This is a genomic window from Leptospira kmetyi serovar Malaysia str. Bejo-Iso9 (assembly GCF_000243735.2).
In the GTDB taxonomy this organism is placed as follows: domain Bacteria; phylum Spirochaetota; class Leptospiria; order Leptospirales; family Leptospiraceae; genus Leptospira; species Leptospira kmetyi.
This window is the reverse complement of the sequence record NZ_AHMP02000003.1, coordinates 499657-515532: the sequence shown is the minus strand read 5'-3', so window position 1 is coordinate 515532 and position 15876 is coordinate 499657. Positions and strand designations below refer to the sequence as shown.

Sequence of the window (15876 nt, the reverse complement as noted above, 5' to 3'; positions counted from 1 at the left end):
CTGCGAAGCGGAAAAATCTTCGCGATCCATAGAGAGCGAAGCTTGCGTTTAGGAAGAATTTTTCGAAAAGCCTGTTGCACAATGTATCGAGAAATTCCGTTGCACTGGGAAACACTTTGAATTTAAACAGTGTTGCGTGGCGCAATTTTTCAATTGACCCTACCCTAGCTTTCCCCGCATGCTCTAAGCATCCTATTTTTATGGAGCATGTCGGTGGAATTATATTTAGATACCGCAAACATAGACGAAATTAAAGAAATCGCATCCTACGGACTCGTAGACGGCGTTACCACAAATCCTTCGATCATCGCAAAATCCGGAAGAAGTTTCAAAGAAGTCATCAAAGAAATTTGTTCCATCGTTCCCGGTCCCGTAAGCGCGGAAGTTCTTTCCACAAATTACGACGGAATGATGAAAGAGGCTCTCGAACTCGTCGAGATCGCGGAAAACGTGGTCATCAAGGTTCCTTTGATTCCGGAAGGACTCAAAACGGTAGTCGAACTTACAAAAAGAAACATTCCTACCAACGTAACTCTTTGTTTTTCGGCTCCTCAGGCGCTTCTTGCCGCAAAGGCCGGAGCGACTTTCATTTCTCCCTTTATCGGTAGAGTGGACGATACGAGCTGGGACGGTATGGAACTGATCTCCGAGATCCGTGAAATCTACGACAACTACGGATACGATACGAGAATTCTCGCGGCTTCCATCCGCGGACCTATGCACTTAAAAGAATCCGCGCTTCGCGGGGCGGATTGTGCGACCATGCCTCATTCCGCGTTCCTGCAACTTTTCAAACATCCGTTAACCGATATCGGATTGGAAAAGTTCTTGGAAGATTCCAAAAAACTAAAATGGTGATTTAGAAAAAACTAAATTATATTTTTAGATACTACTTGAAAATAAAAAAGCCCTCGCAGAAATGCGGAGGGCTTTTTTATTTCGAATTTCGACAAAAGCGACCCGAGTTTTTCAAGCCGCCGCGTGTTAAGCGTGAAACGCTTTTTCAAAATCGTTAAACGAAGACATTTTCCGATTCTATCGAGGATGCGGAATTTTTTTAAACCCGTAGTAGTCGTCCATCATCAGTTTCATCGATTCCAGAAAACACATGATGGATTGATGGGACGCGTCGTAAAAAAGATCGCAGGACGTTTGCGTGTTCAAATCCACCGGAACCGCGGAATATTTGGCGGAAAGATCCAGGATCTTCGGCCACCAAGTTTTTTCTATCTCCAACTCGTAGTATCGTTTTCGGTAAGTTTCGTAAACTTTGGGCCAGATCAGATAAACCTTCACGTCGTTTTCATTCGCAAGCTTCAAGAACTGTTCCACAAAAAAGAATTGAGTGGTTCCGAGCGTAAACGTGGAAAGATACAAATTACGGATACGAACCGCGTCCTTTTCCAATCGGTCCGGATCGTTTAAAAAAGTCGTGTATGCGAATTGTTCCCCGTGATTCAAATTGAGAACCATATAATCCGTGTTAAACGCGGGATTGTATTCCGTGAGTTTCTTTTCCTGAAGTCTTTTGGAAAAAAGTTTTAGATCGGGGTTGATTCTTCGAACCGCAAAGAGGCGATCCAAAAGAAGTTTTTTACGATCCTCAAAAGAGATCTGATCCATATATCGGATCAAAAAATCGTCGTCGGCTCCGTATTTTAGAAAAGGATCATACGCGATTCCTTTCGTATCGTCGAAACCTTCCGGGCTTACCACGTAAAAAACCATCTTCGGTTTAAGTCCCTTGGCGATGATCTTTTCCAGCCAATACAAACCGTACGCCGGAACCGCTTGCGGCCCCGAAAAGTTATACAGAACCCAATCCTTTTGGAGTTTTTTATCCATTCCGATTACGGAATACGGATAAGCCCTGGAATCTCCGAAAGCAAGAGCCAAGGATTTTGTTTCCAACTCCTTGTCTTTGCTCAACTTTTCGAAAAGCGATTTTCTTTGCGTGTAATATACCGTGTTTCCCGCTTGGATAAAACTTTTTTGAAAGTATTCGAGCGTGAAGATCTTATCCAAACAAAAAACGAAAACGAGAAAAAGAACCGGATAGTAGATATAAAATTTCTTCATAAAGGATAACCGTTAAAACCTTGAATAGAAAAAGTCCGCGTTGCCCGCGTTCATTCCTACCATGATAAAAAGAATCAGAAGTCCCAAGATCGGTAATAGTCTCGCCCTCCAAACCTGGGGAACGCCGTATTTTTCGGGCCATTCTTCACCGACGTGAAACAGAAACACAAAGACCAACATATAAAATCCGGTTTCGAGTCCGCTCAAGGATTGTCCGTTTTGGAACGTCAGAATTCTTCCGATGGAAGAAATCGCGGAATTAAAATCGGGAGTAAAAAAGAAAGTCCACGAGATCGAATATACGAGAAGAACGAACAAATAACGCAGAGTCGCCTTCACATACGGAATCTCGGGAAGAATTTTCCAATTCTGAACCTCGAAAATTCTTTCCAAGGAAAGATAAATCCCGGTGAGAAGTCCCCAGATCAGAAAGTTCAAATTGGCTCCGTGCCAAAGACCGCCTAACATAAACGTAACGATGAAGTTGATCGAGGTTCTGAATTCTCCCTTTCTCGAACCGCCCAACGGAATGTAGATGTAGTCGCGGATCCAATACGAGAACGTTAAGTGCCACCTTCTCCACAAATCTCCGAAACTCTGAAAGAAAAAAGGAGCCTTGAAGTTTTCGGGTAAATCGAATCCCATCAGTTTTCCGATTCCTCTCGCCATGTCGGTAAGACCCGAAAAGTCGAAGTAAAGATTGGCAGCGAAAAAGAAACAGGTTAAGAGCAACGCGATTCCCGAATAATCCTTCGGAGATAAAAACGCGGGCGCGATCAAGGGAAGAATGGCCGCGGATAACAATCCCTTCTTGACAAGTCCTCGTAGAAAAAGCCAAAGACCGTCGATCAATTTGGAAGGATCCATCGTGGGATTTTCGAATTGATTTCTGACTTGATCGAAACGGAGAATCGGTCCCGCGATCATCACGGGAAAAAAGAAGATAAAGGAGAAAAATCCCGTTAAACCGACATTCTTATCAAAGCCTTCCTTTTTGGAATCCACGGCGAAGGAAATCAACTGGAACGTATAATAACTGATCGTCGCGGGAAGAACCACCTCGAATCCCGTTAAACCGAAAAGCGAAGAAACCTTTGCGTCGAGCGTTACTTTCTCCTGAAGAAGAGGAACGGAAAAAACGAACCCGATAAACTCCATGAGTAAATAAAAATATTTGAATAAACCCAAGTTGAGAAGATTCAAGATCACCGCGGACTTCACATACCAGGATTTATCGTAAAAAAAGCGGAACAAAAACCAGTTTGCTAATACGACAAGAATCAGATGAAACAGAAAATTAAAACTGAATACCGAATAGAAGATCGCCGAACCCGCGATCAAAAGATACTTTCTGCTTTTATCCGGAACGTTCCAGTAGATCAGATAAAACGTCAAAAAGAATAATAAAAACTCAATGCTGATAAAGTTCATTCCCAAACCCCGACATCCTTTAGAAGAAACTTACCTTCTTCCAAATTCAGTTTTTCTAGTTGTATCGAACCGACGCGGATTCTTTGCAGATCGACCACGCTGGCTCCGGATGCGTGAAACATCCTTCTGATTTGTCTTTTTTTTCCTTCCCCGAGAATCACCCGATAGACGCAGTTTTTTCCGGGAACGAGTTTAACCATCTTTGCACGCAGAATTTCTCCTGCATCCACAATCCCTTTTTGAAACGCCGCTTGAATTCCCTTTTCGCCCGGATCGTATTTTAAGGTCACAAGATATTCTTTTTCGGAACCGTTGGAGGGGTGAGAAATTCTCTGAGCCAATTCTCCGTCGTTCGTCAAAATCAAAAGTCCTCTCGAATTGAGATCGAGTCGGCCCGCGATTTTGTAGTTTTTGTATTCCGAAGGAAGAAGGGAGAATACGGTTTTTTCGTGAAAACGATCTCCGTGGGAACAGAGATAACCGACCGGTTTGTTTAAAAGAAGAATTCTTTTGGGCGCGTCGGTCGGACGAAGAATATCACCTCGGTAAGAAACGACGTCTGTTTCCGGGTTCACCCGAGTTCCGAGATCCGTGACCTTTTTCCCGTTGATTACGATTTGACCGCCGAGAATCAATTCCTCGGCTTTTCTTCTGGAACCCAGACCACAATCTGCGAGAAACCGGTTCAGTCGAATTCCGTCCCGAGAGTTCAAATCATCCTTGGACTGCATGGATTCTTCCATTCCGAAAAGATTCAAAAAATCTTCTACCTAAAACTTTCGTTGACCGGGTTCTCGAAGTCCCGAGGATTGAAGTAGAAAGTCGGGTCTTGAACCCGCTTCGACAATCTTCGATCGTATGAATCCTCTTAAAAAAAAGCCTCGAACTCATTCTCTTAGAGAAGCTCCCGAAAAACCGGATTGGCTCAAAGTAAAACTGACCTTCCCCGATCGACAAAACGATACGGTCGCGTTGGTTCGGGATTCTTTACAGGAAAAAAAACTCAACACGGTTTGTGAAAGCGCGTCTTGTCCGAACCTAAACCACTGTTGGTCCAGAAAAACGGCGACGTATATGTTGGGAGGAGATATTTGTACGAGACGTTGTTCGTATTGCGACGTGGCTTCGGGAAAACCGTTTCCATTGGATCGGGAAGAACCGAAACGAATCGCGGAATCCGCGATTTCACTCGGACTCAAACACGTCGTGATCACGGCGGTAAACCGGGACGATCTCGAAGACGGAGGCGCTTCCCACTTTGCGGAAACCGTTTTTGAAATCCGCAAAGGACTTCCCGATTGTAAGATCGAACTTTTGATTCCCGATCTGAAAGTAAAACGGGAATCGTTGGAAATCGTTTTCGATTGTAAACCGGATATTTTCAATCATAACCTGGAAACCGTAAAAAGACTTTTCCCCGAAGTCGCTCCTCAAAAAAAATACGAACGTTCTTTGGACGTTTTGAGAATCGCTTCCGAGCGGGGATTTTTGACCAAGAGCGGTTTGATTTTGGGAATGGGCGAAACCGTGGACGAGGTAAAGGAATGTATGCAGGATCTTGCAAACGTAGGCGTTGGACTTTTGACCCTCGGACAATATCTGCAACCGACTCCGACTCATCTTCCGGTTAAGGAATACGTTCATCCAGAAGTATTTAAGGAATTGAGAATATTCGGAAAATCGATTGGATTCAAGGGAGTTTTTTCCGGGCCCTTGGTAAGAAGTTCCTATCACGCGGACGAACAAATCTCATGGAACGGATAGAAGATTCATCCGCCGGTCCTCCTCCCGAAGAGATTAAAAAACTTCTCTATCACTCCATCATCCAATTTCTTTCCAGCAAGGAAGGTCCGGTCAGTCGATCCGAAGTCAAAGACCTTCTTGAAAAAACGATCAATCTGATTCCGGATTTAAAAGCGAACTGGGCTCCGATCAACGGATTCGGCAAAAATAAGATGATTCTTCATTGGAAAGAGCGCGTTATGCTCATCGATATGGAAGAGATTTTGGATTCGATTCACTTGCTTTGGAATCAGAAGTTCGATTCTTAAACAAGAACGTATTTTTTCTTAGAACTTTTTTTCAAACGAAAGAATCTTTGGATGCTCCTTGGTTCCGAATCCGGTCCGATCCGGCGCTTGCAGAAATTTCATTCGATCCGCTTTTTATAAACGATTCTCATCCGTTCCCCGAAATCCTGAGTACAAAGAAAAACCCGAGGTTTTACGCCCGGGTTTTTTCCACCTGATTTCAGGTTCAGTCACTGTTATCAGAATTTAGCTTTCGTTTGGAAGTCGTAAATCACTTCTTGAACATCCGCTTGATTGATCTTCTTGATACCTTGTTCTGTATGAACGATCATCGTAGATCCTTGTTGATCCACGATCGCACCGATCAAAGAAGATCCGTCAGTCATGATGATCTTTTCGATTCTTTCGTAGTAGTTTACGATATCCTTGCTGGATTTCAGCTCTTTCGGAGCGGAGATCAGGATTTGTTTGAATTTCTTAGCTTCTTCTTCTTGACGAGCGGCTACTTCGCCCTCAAGTTTTTTTCTCTCAGCTTCGAGAGAAGCGGCTTTTTGTTCGTCAACTTTGCCGGAAGATTCTTCGTTGATACGAACCATCTTATCCGTAGTTTCTTTGTCCACGGTTACGATCGTTCTGATCTCTTCTTCTTCTTTCTTGGAAATTCCGGAATTGTCCAACTTCTTCACTACACCGGCGATGTTCTTTTCGCTGATTTTAGAAGCGTCTTTTCCGTCCAAAGATTTTTCGTCCGCTTTCAACACGGAAGCTTGGTTCTTTTCAAGAACGATCTCGGAAGATGCAACGGATTGTTGAATCTTTCTCAGATCTTCGCTTTTAGCGATTTCTTCGTCGCTCAAGCCTTCCAAAGCCGCAACGCGAGGAGCAACCGCAACCGCGCCGTCCAAAACTTTTACGACAGCTTTGTCGGATTTAGATCTGTCTACGATGAAGGACGTTCCACGCACACCAGCGATCGCGGTCGGAGTAACCACGGAGAACTGGTCTTCTTTGGAAGCCTTGTTGACCTTCGCGAAAACTTTTCCGGAAACAAGAGCCAGTCTTGTATCTGAGTTTCCTTTGGAGTTGATGGAAAGTCCGTCGAAGTCGATCACCGAATTTTCGGAGATACGAATCGCGGATCCGTCAGCAAACTGAATGTCAACTTTGGATTTGTCTTTTGTGCTGACTTTGTCGCCGGTTTTTAAGCTGGCGCCTAAAGTCGCTTTTTCTTCGGTTAAATCTGCGTGAAGAATCTTAGCTTCTCCAACGCTGAACACAACAACAGCCGAAGGACTGTTTTCTTTACCGGTAGCGGCTGCCTGGGAATTTTCCGTAGGTTTCTTACAAGCGCTGAACACCAGAATTCCGGCGGTCATGACGATTGAGGAAACGATTAAGAGCTTCTTCATACCCATTTTCCTTAAGATTGGATTGATAACAGGACTGCGGTGGTAGCAGCCTCTATCTATTGTTTCTCAACAGACAATAGAATCGCTTTTTCCAAATCTTTCAATTTTTTTTTATAATACGAAAGATATTTCCTGATCCAAAATCGGCAAAATAGACCTCTCCGGCGCTATCCTGGCCAAAAGTGCTGATTTGATACGGTATTTGAAACAGAAGCTCGTTGGAGATTTTTTTACCGTTCTTTTGTTTTAAGATCCAGATTTTACCGAGCACAAAATCCCCGTAGATATAAGAACCTACCAGTTTGGGCAGATCCTTTCCCCGATAGACGTAACCGCCCGTAATCGATTGTCCCTCGTTTCGGGGATATTCGTGAATCGGATCGATCCAAGTCGTCTCTTCGCAGGAAGGATTGTTTTTAAAACAGTGAAATCCTTCCTTGATGTTCCAGCCGTAATTTCCCCCCTTTCGAATCAGGTCGATTTCTTCGAACTCGTTTTGACCGACATCGGCTAAGTAGAGTTCGCCGGTAAGTTTATCAAAGGAGAATCTCCAAGGGTTTCTCAGACCATACGCCCAGATCTCGGGTAAAAAACCGGGACGACCCACGAAAGGATTGTCTTCGGGAATCTTATAAGGAGCTCCGAAGGATTGTGGGTTGGGAAGAATTCGAAGGAGCTTACCGAGATACGTTGTGGGGTTTTGTCCGTTTTTATAAGGATCATTGGCCCCGCCCCCGTCTCCCAAACCGATATAGAGTTTTTTATCGGGACCGAACGCGAGCTGACCGCCGTTGTGATTGGAATACGGTTGTTCCTGTTTGAGAAGAGTTCTTTTTGCGTGTTCGATTTTTTGAACCGTGTCGTTCTTCCATTCGAATTCGAGAATCTTCGAATGATCCTTTCCACCTTCCTTTACGATCACGTTTACGAAAAATTTGGAATCCGACAAAAAGTCCGGTGAAAACGCAAGACCCAAAAGACCTTCCTCCGATCTTGTTTCCACTTGTCCGGTAAAATCGGCGCGCAACGTTTTGATCTTGGTCGTTAAATCGACTTCGAAAAGTTTCCCCCGTTTTTCCAAGACGATCATTCGTTGATCGTTTCCGGGAAAGAATTGAATGTCCGTGGGTTCGCGAAATCCTTCCGCGACCGGCGCATAAGCGGGAACCGCTTCCGCTCCTTTTCGAACCGGATTCTTTTGTGGGGAAGGTTTTTTCGGTTTAGCAAACAAGGGAGAATGGAGTAAAAAAACAAGCAAGAACCCTTGGATAAAAACCGAGCGTACAGAAGGAAAAATCATGCGTCCTTCGTACGGGGTTTTGGAAAAAAATCAACCGAGTTTCCTCGAAAAAACTGCGTGTCATTTCAGTTCGATTCGGGATATTGTCTAATCAAGATGGAAGCTACCGATTCAATCCGCCAAAGTTCTACCATTCCCCTCCTGGAAGAAATGGAGAGGAAATACAAATCCATTCCGATGGAAGCCATCGTTAAACAGGACATTCTCAGACAGGGAATTCATTTTCTCAAGGAAGCCTTCGAGGTTTCCGGAGAATACAAAACCAAGGATTACTTTATATTCTCCTTTGATCATATTCCTCTTTCCGAGTTGGGAGAAGGCGCGGACGTAAAAGCTCCCGAAGAGATCAAGGTTTCCGGAGGTCATTTCGGTTTGCTTCCGACCGTGATCTCGACGCGCAACAATCCGAATTCTCCGTATAAGGTGAAAAAATCTCCCGATGGAAAACCTTCGCTCTATCTCGGAGAAACTTTTTTGGGAAACGTGGAGTTTCCTCCTCTTCCCGCTTGGTATCGTCATAAAACGAAGAACGGAAAGATTCCCGGAGAAATCGCACCGGTTATCGAATGGGGTTATCTCATCTATCTTACTGTTTTTAGAAACTGTCAGTATTTCGGTAAAGAAGAAGAATGCGCGTACTGCGATATCAATCATAACTATCGTCAACAAAAGAACGCGGGTCGTCCTTACACGGGCGTAAAAGACATCGAAGATATTTTGGAAGTTCTTTCCTGGATCGATGAAGAAGACAAAACCGCAAAGGTTTATACGATCACCGGCGGAAGCGTTATCACTTCCTTAAAGAAAAAAAACGAAATCGATTTTTATCTGGATTACGCGCAAGCGATCGAATCCAAATTCCCCGGAAGATGGATGGGCAAGATCGTTTCTCAAGCCTGGGAGATCGAAGATTGTCAAAAATTCAAAGACGCGGGAATCCAAGTCTATCATCCGAACTACGAGGTCTGGGATAAGAATTTATTTCAAAAGATCTGCCCCGGTAAAGAAGCGTATATCGGAAGAGACAATTGGATTCGAAGAGTCGTCGACTCCGCGGAAGTGTTCGGACCTTCTTACGTGATTCCGAACTTCGTCGGCGGCGTGGAACTTTCCAAACCGTACGGATTTGCAACCGTCGCGGAAGCGATCGCTTCCACGGGAGAAGGTTTGGATTTCTTTATGTCGAAGGGAATCATGCCGAGGTTTACCGCTTGGTGCCCGGAACCGTATACGACTCTCGGAACTCAGGCCGGTCCTCCTTTGGAATATTTCTGCGAACTTTTGACCGTGTGGAAGGCTACATTCGAAAAGTATAATTTACCGGTTCCTCCGGGTTACGGCGAACCCGGTCCGGGCAAGGCGGTATTTTCCGTTTCCGCTTTTATGGATGTGATCGGTTATCAGGGAAGAAATTAATCCGACAAGGACTGCATTCAAAATTTCTAAAGTTGAATCGGTCCTTTCTCAGAGCTTCCACTTACCGGGATGACCCGCGTTGTGAAATCTTCCGGAAGGGATATGCAAAGGGTTGTGTCTCGAACCGCCTCCGCCCCCGTTTCCATAGTAGTAAGGATTGTTTCGATAATAAGGATAATACCCTTGGTTGCGATATCCGTAACCTCCGTATCCATAGTTTGAATATCTTCCGCAGTCTCTGGAATACGAAGAACCCATAGACTGACAATCATCGTAGTATCGATACGGTCCGGTATAACAGCCCGTTGATAAAAGAAGGAAAAGTCCTACCGATCCTAAAAAGAAGAATCTTTTTGCGTTCACTTTCATGGAACGCCTCCTTAACGATTAGACCCGAAGTCTATACTCGCATTCTAACCGTTTTTGGACGCTTGTCTATAGGGATTCTCCCTAATGCGGAAAACCCCTAACACTTTCAGAGATCGGCAATCTTTTGTAGAATCCTCGTCCGTTTAAAAATATCTAGGGAAAGCGCGCGGCGATCCACTCGAAAAAATCCGCGTGCCAGAGCGCTTGCGCACCCATTTGACAGTGTTCCGCTCCGCCGGAAGCCCGATCGTATCGAATCGTGGTAACGCTCTTTGCGTTCGTTAAGGAAGAATGAAATTCTTCCGCCTGGTTCAAGGGAATAAAATGATCCTCTTCTCCCGCCAAAATAAGCACGTCTTGTCGAATCCGGGAAGCTACATCGTGCAATGAAAACAAACGAAACGCGTCCATTGATTCTCTGGGATTTTTAGTCTTCATCGTCCACTTTGCGTTGGAAACCGCCCAGGAAAACGAAGCGGAAAATTTAGACTTTAGAAAAACGAGCGCGTCGATCCAGCCGTCGAGTTTCTTTTCACGAAGCCAATCCACAAAACCGGGAACCGTTCTACGGGAAATTTCTCCTCCGTCAAAAAACACGTCATACGCAACCACTCCGTCGATTCTTTCTTCGAAGGCCGCCGTTCTCGGTGCAAAGTAACCCCCTAAGCTCATTCCCACCAAAATCATTTTAGATGGACGTTTGCGTTTGGAAAGAAAGGTATCGAGGACCGCCTTTGTCGGCTTCTCCCATTCGTGTGTGAATCCCAAGTTTTGGTTTCGGATCACGGAACCTTGTCCGGGGCCTTCGTATGTGAGAACGTTATATCCTCTTTCAAATCCTTCTCGACCTAAAGTAAAATACAATTCTTCCAAGGTGGAATCGAAACCTCCCACCAAAATCAAAAGCGGTTTTCGATCGGCTCCCGCTGGTCCCGGATAATAAATCGCGTTTAGATACGCCCCTTGTCCGTACGGAATTGAAATTTTTTCATAAGGAATTTCTAATAGATCCAATCCCGCATAAAAAAGTTGAACTCCCTTTTGAAAGGAAGGAATTCTTTTTGAGTCGTCGGGTGGAAGAAAGAATTCGGCGGTTCGAACGTAGTTGTGGGCGCGAAGATACGCTCGTGCCTTGCTTTTTCGATCCGAATATTTTTCGGCCCGGACCAACGCTCGTTCGGCCGCATTTTCCCAACCCTCGAACCAACTCTGAGCGTCCCCTTCGCGAATCGTTCGAATCGCTTCCATCACCTCGCCGACTTCCGCTCCGTCGGATTTTACGTCGTTGAGCGCGCGTAAGGTTTGAAAGTGATACGCCTGATCCTTAAAAAATCGCGTATTTCCTTTCGAACCGCAGTCCGTTGACAAAATGACGACTCCTAAAAAGACGAGTAACGTTTTGATCTTTTGATTTGTTTTCATTCGATTCTCCCTTGCGGCCGATGGATACAAACTCCGAACTCCGTTTCTTTTAAAGGCCCTTTCTCCAAAAACCTGAAACTTTGCTTTCGGTAGTATCGTTTCGAGCGCATCAAAATATGAACATTGTTCATATTCATAATTCCCGAATTCAAAATCAAACCAAAAAATATGAACTTTGTTCATATTTTTATATCGAAAAACGAGAAATCGGCCGATGATAAGGGCGAATGAAACCCGTAAAATCGAAAACACGAAAACCGATCCAAGACCGATCGATTGAAACCAAGGAAAAGATCGTTCAAAGCGCCTATAAACTCGTAAAACGAAACGGGTATTCCGAAACGGGAATCAGAGACATTGTGGAAACGGCGGAGGTTTCGATCGGAACGTTTTATTCTTACTTCCGAGATAAGAACGATATCGCTCTGGAAATTCTGAGAAAATACAGCGAAGAATTTTACGGCAATCTCGCTTTGGAAACCGTCGCCGCAATCGGAAAGAACGTCGGTTTAGCCGAAGTCGTTTATCAAATTTTGAATCGAATGCTCGTAGCCGCGCAAAAGAATCCTAATTTACATCGGGAATGGATCGTTCTTTCTCTTACCGACGATAAAATCGCGAAGGCAGTAAAAACGATCGAACGGGAAAGAATTCAAACGGAGGCGGCCGGCATTTTCAATCACTTCGCGGGAAAAATAAAATTTCGATCGGAACCGATCGCGTTGACGATCGCACAAAGAGCGATGGACGATATCATCAGTTATATGGTCTTACAGGGTTTCGATCTCAAAAACGAAATCGTTCTTCGGGAAACGGCAAAGATGATCGCTTCTTATTTGAGTGAAAACTAAAACGGATCGACCTTTCCAAAAAGATCGATCCGATAAAAACTTAAATCAGAATCGGAACTTATAGTTTACTAGCTTCCTCTTCGTATTCCTTTGCTTCCGCGTCGCAATGATCCGCCAACTTCTTATACTTTGCGTGTTCCTCGTTGGAAGCGTTGGCTTTGCCTCCCTGGCTTCGAGCCGCAAGGCTTTTGTATTTTTCGGATAAACTTCTATGATCCTTTGCCTTTTTAATGAGATAATCTTTGGCGATCTTTTTTAACTCCGGATTGGTGGCTTCTTTGATCAAGATCTTCTCGATATCGGAAAGTGCGGAAATTCCTTGAACGGAAACGAACAAGGCCAAAATAAAACCTAAAAACTTTTTCATCGATTCAACTCCTATCGAATTTGGATTCATTTCAGAACCGATCCTTCTTTTTCCAACCAAGATTCGAATCGGATCAATTTTTCCTTACGATACTTAAGAGATCGAAATCTAAGAAGAGATATTGTCTAAAAATTAGGCAGGACTAAGATTTCGCAAAGGGCGGGTATTCGGAATATTCTTTTTTTAGAATATAATAAACGCTTAAAAATTAAGCGAGGCAGGAGTCGGCGAATCGCCGATCTCCCGCATTTTTGATACGATCAACTCGAAGAAGAGGAACGCTCCACCCTTCTCCATTGATTGGCCCAACCCGCAAATGCGTTTTGGTTTCTGGATTGAATATACAACTTGCCGCTGCCCGAAAAAACAGCGACCAAACCTTCCCCGCTTAAAAAGAGAGATTTTAGACCGCCCACTTTTTGGATCGTATAATTCAACGTTCCTTCGAAACCGACGATATGACCCGTGTCGACTACGTATTGACCGTTGACGTCGATCGTGTGAATCGCACCGAAGCTCGAAAAGAAAAGATCTCCGCTTCCGCTTACCTTCAAAAAGAACAACCCTTCTCCGGAAAAGAATCCTTTGAATCCTCCCCACTTGCTGTCGATGACGAGGGATTCCGAACCGGCTACGTAAGCGCCTCGGCTTAGGATCAATTCTTCTCCGTTCATCTTACGATATTCAATATCGCCTTGGGTCGCGCTCGTCAGAAATAAAGTTCCCGTTCCGCCTTCCGCTTTGAACGTGTTTTGAAAAAAGGATTCTCCGCTGAGTAACGCGCGTTTGGCGGAAGCCCAGATTCCTCCTTCGGCCTTTGTAGCCATCTTCACGGTTGGACTCATCGCGACCATCGCGCCGGATTCGGCCCGGATCGATTCTCCGTTTTCCAATTGAACTTGAACGATAGGAAAATCAGGTTTTAATAATATTTCATGTTTCACGATTCATTCTCCCTTATCTTTTGATCGGAGGAAGCTGATCGCGGAACCAACTCCCCAAAGAAGGAACGTTTCTGGATTGAATCCAAACCCTTCCTCTTCCTTTAAACCGCGCGACGAATCCTTCTCCGCCGAGAAAGAAAGACTTCCAACCTCCGAACTTGGTCATCTCGTAATTCAAACCCTCGTCGAAAGCCACGATATGACCCGTGTCCACGATCATTTCTCCGTCTACGTTCAGGACGTCGATCCCACCGTAACTCGAAATCAAAAGGGGACCGTTGCCGGAAAGTTTTAAAAAGAACAGCGATTCTCCGCTGATAAATCCTTTGAGTCCTTGGAACTTCGTATCCATTTCGATGTTAGGCGACGAAGCCAAAAAGGAACTGGATTGAACGTAAACCGTTCCCGACAAATCGATCCGATCCACGTCGCCCGGTAAGGTAGGAGCGAGTAAAACCTCTCCGTTTCCCGAGGACGCTGTGAACGTGTTCATCCAAAAGGATTCTCCTCCGAGAAACGCGGCCTTTAAACTTTTTAAAAATCCGCCCTGTTGCGCCTTGTGAGTTTGAATCGTGATCCCGGAACTCATGGACATCATGGAACCGGATTCGGCTTTGATCGATTCTCCTCCGTTTAGAAGAACCTTCGCAAAACTGTAGGATGGTTTGCTAAGAATTTCAATATTCATAATATTTAATATTCCTTTTTACTTATTGAGGAAGAAGTCCGGTCAACCAGGATAAAAATCCGGATGGGACTCTCGTTTGTATCAATACCTTTCCGTGACCCGTAAATTCCATCACAAGTCCTTCTCCGCCGAACAGAGTGGACTTCCAACTTCCTCCCGCCTTTGCGATTCTGTATTGAAGGGTTTTGTCGAACGCGACCACGTGTCCCGTATCGATCGTATACGATCCTTGTACGTCTATGGGAAGAATTCCACCGTACGCGTTTAGGAAAAGTTTTCCTTTCCCGAGAATCTCCAAAAGGAAAACTCCTTCTCCGCCGAAGAAGGAACGGATTCCGCCAAACTTCGGTTTCATGGTGATCGTCTCGTCGGATGCGAGATACGCTCCGGCTTCCACGATGAGTCCCGTATCGGTTAGATCGACGCCGACTACGTCTCCCGGAAGTTCCGGTGCAAGTCCGATCTCCGCGCCTGCGGAAGGCGCTTTGAAGATGTTAAAGAAGAAGGATTCTCCTCCGAAAAATCTTCTGGAGATTGCGGAAAGAAATCCGCTTCCCATTTTGGTTTCAACGTCCACTCCCGGAGTCATATAAACCATCGCGCCCGCTTCGGCCTTGATCGTTTGTCCCGGTGATAGTTTTACTTTTAGAAAAGAATACGAAGGTTTGTGAATGATCTCGTAATTCATAGAACCAGCAATGTAAATAAATTGACCGGAACGTCAATCGAAAAGTGTTTCCAGATCCGATCGGTATTGTTAGTTTGGAAGACGAATATGACTCCAAGAAACGTTTTTATTACGGGCTCCAATCGGGGAATCGGTTTGGAATTCACCAAACAATTCATCGCCAAAGGCGATCGTGTTTTCGCTTTGTGTAGAAAGGCTTCAAACGATTTGGTGAAATTGAAACCGACTCAAATTTTCGAGGAAGTCGACGTTTTGAATTCCAACTCGATCCGGGACTTATCCGCAAAACTTTTGGATACGAAGATCGACATTCTCATCAACAACGCTGGAATTTTGATTCCGGACAATCTCCAAAGTTTGGACGAAGAAAACGTATTCACTCAGTTTTTAGTGAACGCTCTCGGTCCCCTGAAAATCGTAAAGGCCTTGTTGCCTTCTTTGGGAGCGAATGCGAAGCTGATCTTCTTGACGAGTAGAATGGGTTCGATCGCAGACAATTCTTCCGGTTCTTATTACGGATATAGAGCGTCCAAGGCGGCCCTAAACGCGATCGCGGTCAGCTTGGCCCGTGATCTGAGTCCCAAAGGAATCTCGGTTGGGATCTTTCATCCGGGAATGGTCGCGACGGAGATGACGGGACGCCAAGGAATTCCTACGACCGAAAGCGTTCAAGGTCTGATCGAAAGAATCGAATCCTTGAATCTAAACAACTCCGGCAAATTCTTTCATCAAAACGGGGAAGAACTGCCCTGGTAACTCAATGGGACCATAACCTGTGTCCGCATGGATACACAGTTGCAAAAAGGAGACAGTGATTCAGAAATTTATTTCAAATTATGTCGGATTGGACCGCAAACCCCGATTTCGGAGCTGGAAAAAACC

General features: G+C 44.8%; 17 protein-coding genes. 6 read left to right on the top strand and 11 right to left on the bottom strand.

All coding sequences use genetic code 11. The features are described from left to right. The first annotated feature begins 213 nt into the window (after window positions 1-213). Window positions 214-858, top strand: coding sequence for a fructose-6-phosphate aldolase (fsa, locus tag LEP1GSC052_RS04785; protein WP_010574686.1), 645 nt, complete (start codon window positions 214-216; stop codon window positions 856-858). A gap of 177 nt (window positions 859-1035) precedes the next feature. On the opposite strand, the gene LEP1GSC052_RS04780 is transcribed toward fsa, so the two are convergent. Genes LEP1GSC052_RS04780 through LEP1GSC052_RS04770 form a run of 3 tightly spaced genes read right to left on the bottom strand, consistent with a single transcriptional unit; the run spans window position 1036 to window position 4268 of the window. Then, window positions 1036-2079, bottom strand: coding sequence for a DUF1574 domain-containing protein (locus LEP1GSC052_RS04780; RefSeq protein WP_010574685.1), 1044 nt, complete (start codon window positions 2077-2079; stop codon window positions 1036-1038). A gap of 12 nt (window positions 2080-2091) precedes the next feature. Continuing rightward, on the bottom strand, window positions 2092-3510 hold the full coding sequence (locus LEP1GSC052_RS04775; RefSeq protein WP_010574684.1) for an MBOAT family O-acyltransferase: 1419 nt from the start codon (window positions 3508-3510) through the stop codon (window positions 2092-2094). After that, window positions 3507-4268 carry a pseudouridine synthase gene (locus tag LEP1GSC052_RS04770; protein WP_010574683.1) on the bottom strand — a complete coding sequence of 254 codons (762 nt, stop codon included), beginning with the start codon at window positions 4266-4268 and terminating at the stop codon, window positions 3507-3509. Before LEP1GSC052_RS04770 ends, LEP1GSC052_RS04775 begins: the two co-directional genes overlap by 4 nt. Window positions 4269-4368: 100 nt before the next feature. Between LEP1GSC052_RS04770 and lipA the strand changes: the two genes are divergently transcribed. Beyond that, window positions 4369-5274 carry a lipoyl synthase gene (lipA, locus tag LEP1GSC052_RS04765; protein ID WP_020985939.1) on the top strand — a complete coding sequence of 302 codons (906 nt, stop codon included), beginning with the start codon at window positions 4369-4371 and terminating at the stop codon, window positions 5272-5274. Continuing rightward, the gene (locus LEP1GSC052_RS04760) at window positions 5262-5561 is read left to right on the top strand and encodes a hypothetical protein (protein ID WP_010574682.1); all 300 of its coding nucleotides are present in this window, start codon (window positions 5262-5264) and stop codon (window positions 5559-5561) included. The genes lipA and LEP1GSC052_RS04760 overlap by 13 nt, the downstream gene beginning before the upstream one ends. Before the next feature lie 218 nt (window positions 5562-5779). On the opposite strand, the gene LEP1GSC052_RS04750 is transcribed toward LEP1GSC052_RS04760, so the two are convergent. Continuing rightward, window positions 5780-6949 (bottom strand): lipoprotein LipL45, encoded by a 1170-nt coding sequence (locus LEP1GSC052_RS04750; protein WP_010574680.1) that lies wholly within the window; start codon window positions 6947-6949, stop codon window positions 5780-5782. A 100-nt stretch (window positions 6950-7049) separates the two neighbouring features. Then, window positions 7050-8249, bottom strand: coding sequence for a PQQ-dependent sugar dehydrogenase (locus LEP1GSC052_RS04745; protein WP_020985966.1), 1200 nt, complete (start codon window positions 8247-8249; stop codon window positions 7050-7052). Between the two features lie 96 nt (window positions 8250-8345). On the opposite strand from LEP1GSC052_RS04745, the gene LEP1GSC052_RS04740 reads away from it, so the two are divergent. Next, complete coding sequence (locus LEP1GSC052_RS04740) at window positions 8346-9665, top strand: radical SAM protein (RefSeq protein ID WP_040912832.1); 1320 nt, start codon at window positions 8346-8348, stop codon at window positions 9663-9665. Between the two features lie 48 nt (window positions 9666-9713). Here the strand turns inward: LEP1GSC052_RS04740 and LEP1GSC052_RS04735 are convergent, their stop codons facing one another. Both LEP1GSC052_RS04735 and LEP1GSC052_RS04730 read right to left on the bottom strand, forming a co-directional pair. After that, window positions 9714-10034 (bottom strand): hypothetical protein, encoded by a 321-nt coding sequence (locus LEP1GSC052_RS04735; RefSeq protein ID WP_010574678.1) that lies wholly within the window; start codon window positions 10032-10034, stop codon window positions 9714-9716. A 153-nt stretch (window positions 10035-10187) separates the two neighbouring features. Then, window positions 10188-11456 carry an alpha/beta hydrolase family protein gene (locus LEP1GSC052_RS04730; protein WP_010574677.1) on the bottom strand — a complete coding sequence of 423 codons (1269 nt, stop codon included), beginning with the start codon at window positions 11454-11456 and terminating at the stop codon, window positions 10188-10190. Between the two features lie 227 nt (window positions 11457-11683). On the opposite strand from LEP1GSC052_RS04730, the gene LEP1GSC052_RS04725 reads away from it, so the two are divergent. Continuing rightward, entirely contained in the window at window positions 11684-12307 is a 624-nt protein-coding gene (locus LEP1GSC052_RS04725) for a TetR/AcrR family transcriptional regulator (RefSeq protein ID WP_010574676.1), read from the top strand. A 58-nt stretch (window positions 12308-12365) separates the two neighbouring features. Here the strand turns inward: LEP1GSC052_RS04725 and LEP1GSC052_RS04720 are convergent, their stop codons facing one another. From LEP1GSC052_RS04720 to LEP1GSC052_RS04705, 4 genes are all read right to left on the bottom strand, one after another. Beyond that, entirely contained in the window at window positions 12366-12674 is a 309-nt protein-coding gene (locus LEP1GSC052_RS04720) for an LIC_10421 family protein (protein ID WP_020986026.1), read from the bottom strand. A gap of 260 nt (window positions 12675-12934) precedes the next feature. Further along, window positions 12935-13618 carry a TIGR00266 family protein gene (locus tag LEP1GSC052_RS04715; protein WP_010574674.1) on the bottom strand — a complete coding sequence of 228 codons (684 nt, stop codon included), beginning with the start codon at window positions 13616-13618 and terminating at the stop codon, window positions 12935-12937. Window positions 13619-13631: 13 nt separating this feature from the next. Beyond that, complete coding sequence (locus tag LEP1GSC052_RS04710) at window positions 13632-14306, bottom strand: TIGR00266 family protein (RefSeq protein ID WP_010574673.1); 675 nt, start codon at window positions 14304-14306, stop codon at window positions 13632-13634. Between the two features lie 22 nt (window positions 14307-14328). Next, window positions 14329-14994 (bottom strand): TIGR00266 family protein, encoded by a 666-nt coding sequence (locus tag LEP1GSC052_RS04705; protein ID WP_010574672.1) that lies wholly within the window; start codon window positions 14992-14994, stop codon window positions 14329-14331. Between the two features lie 87 nt (window positions 14995-15081). Between LEP1GSC052_RS04705 and LEP1GSC052_RS04700 the strand changes: the two genes are divergently transcribed. Continuing rightward, window positions 15082-15750 (top strand): SDR family oxidoreductase, encoded by a 669-nt coding sequence (locus LEP1GSC052_RS04700; RefSeq protein ID WP_010574671.1) that lies wholly within the window; start codon window positions 15082-15084, stop codon window positions 15748-15750. Window positions 15751-15876: the final 126 nt, after the last annotated feature.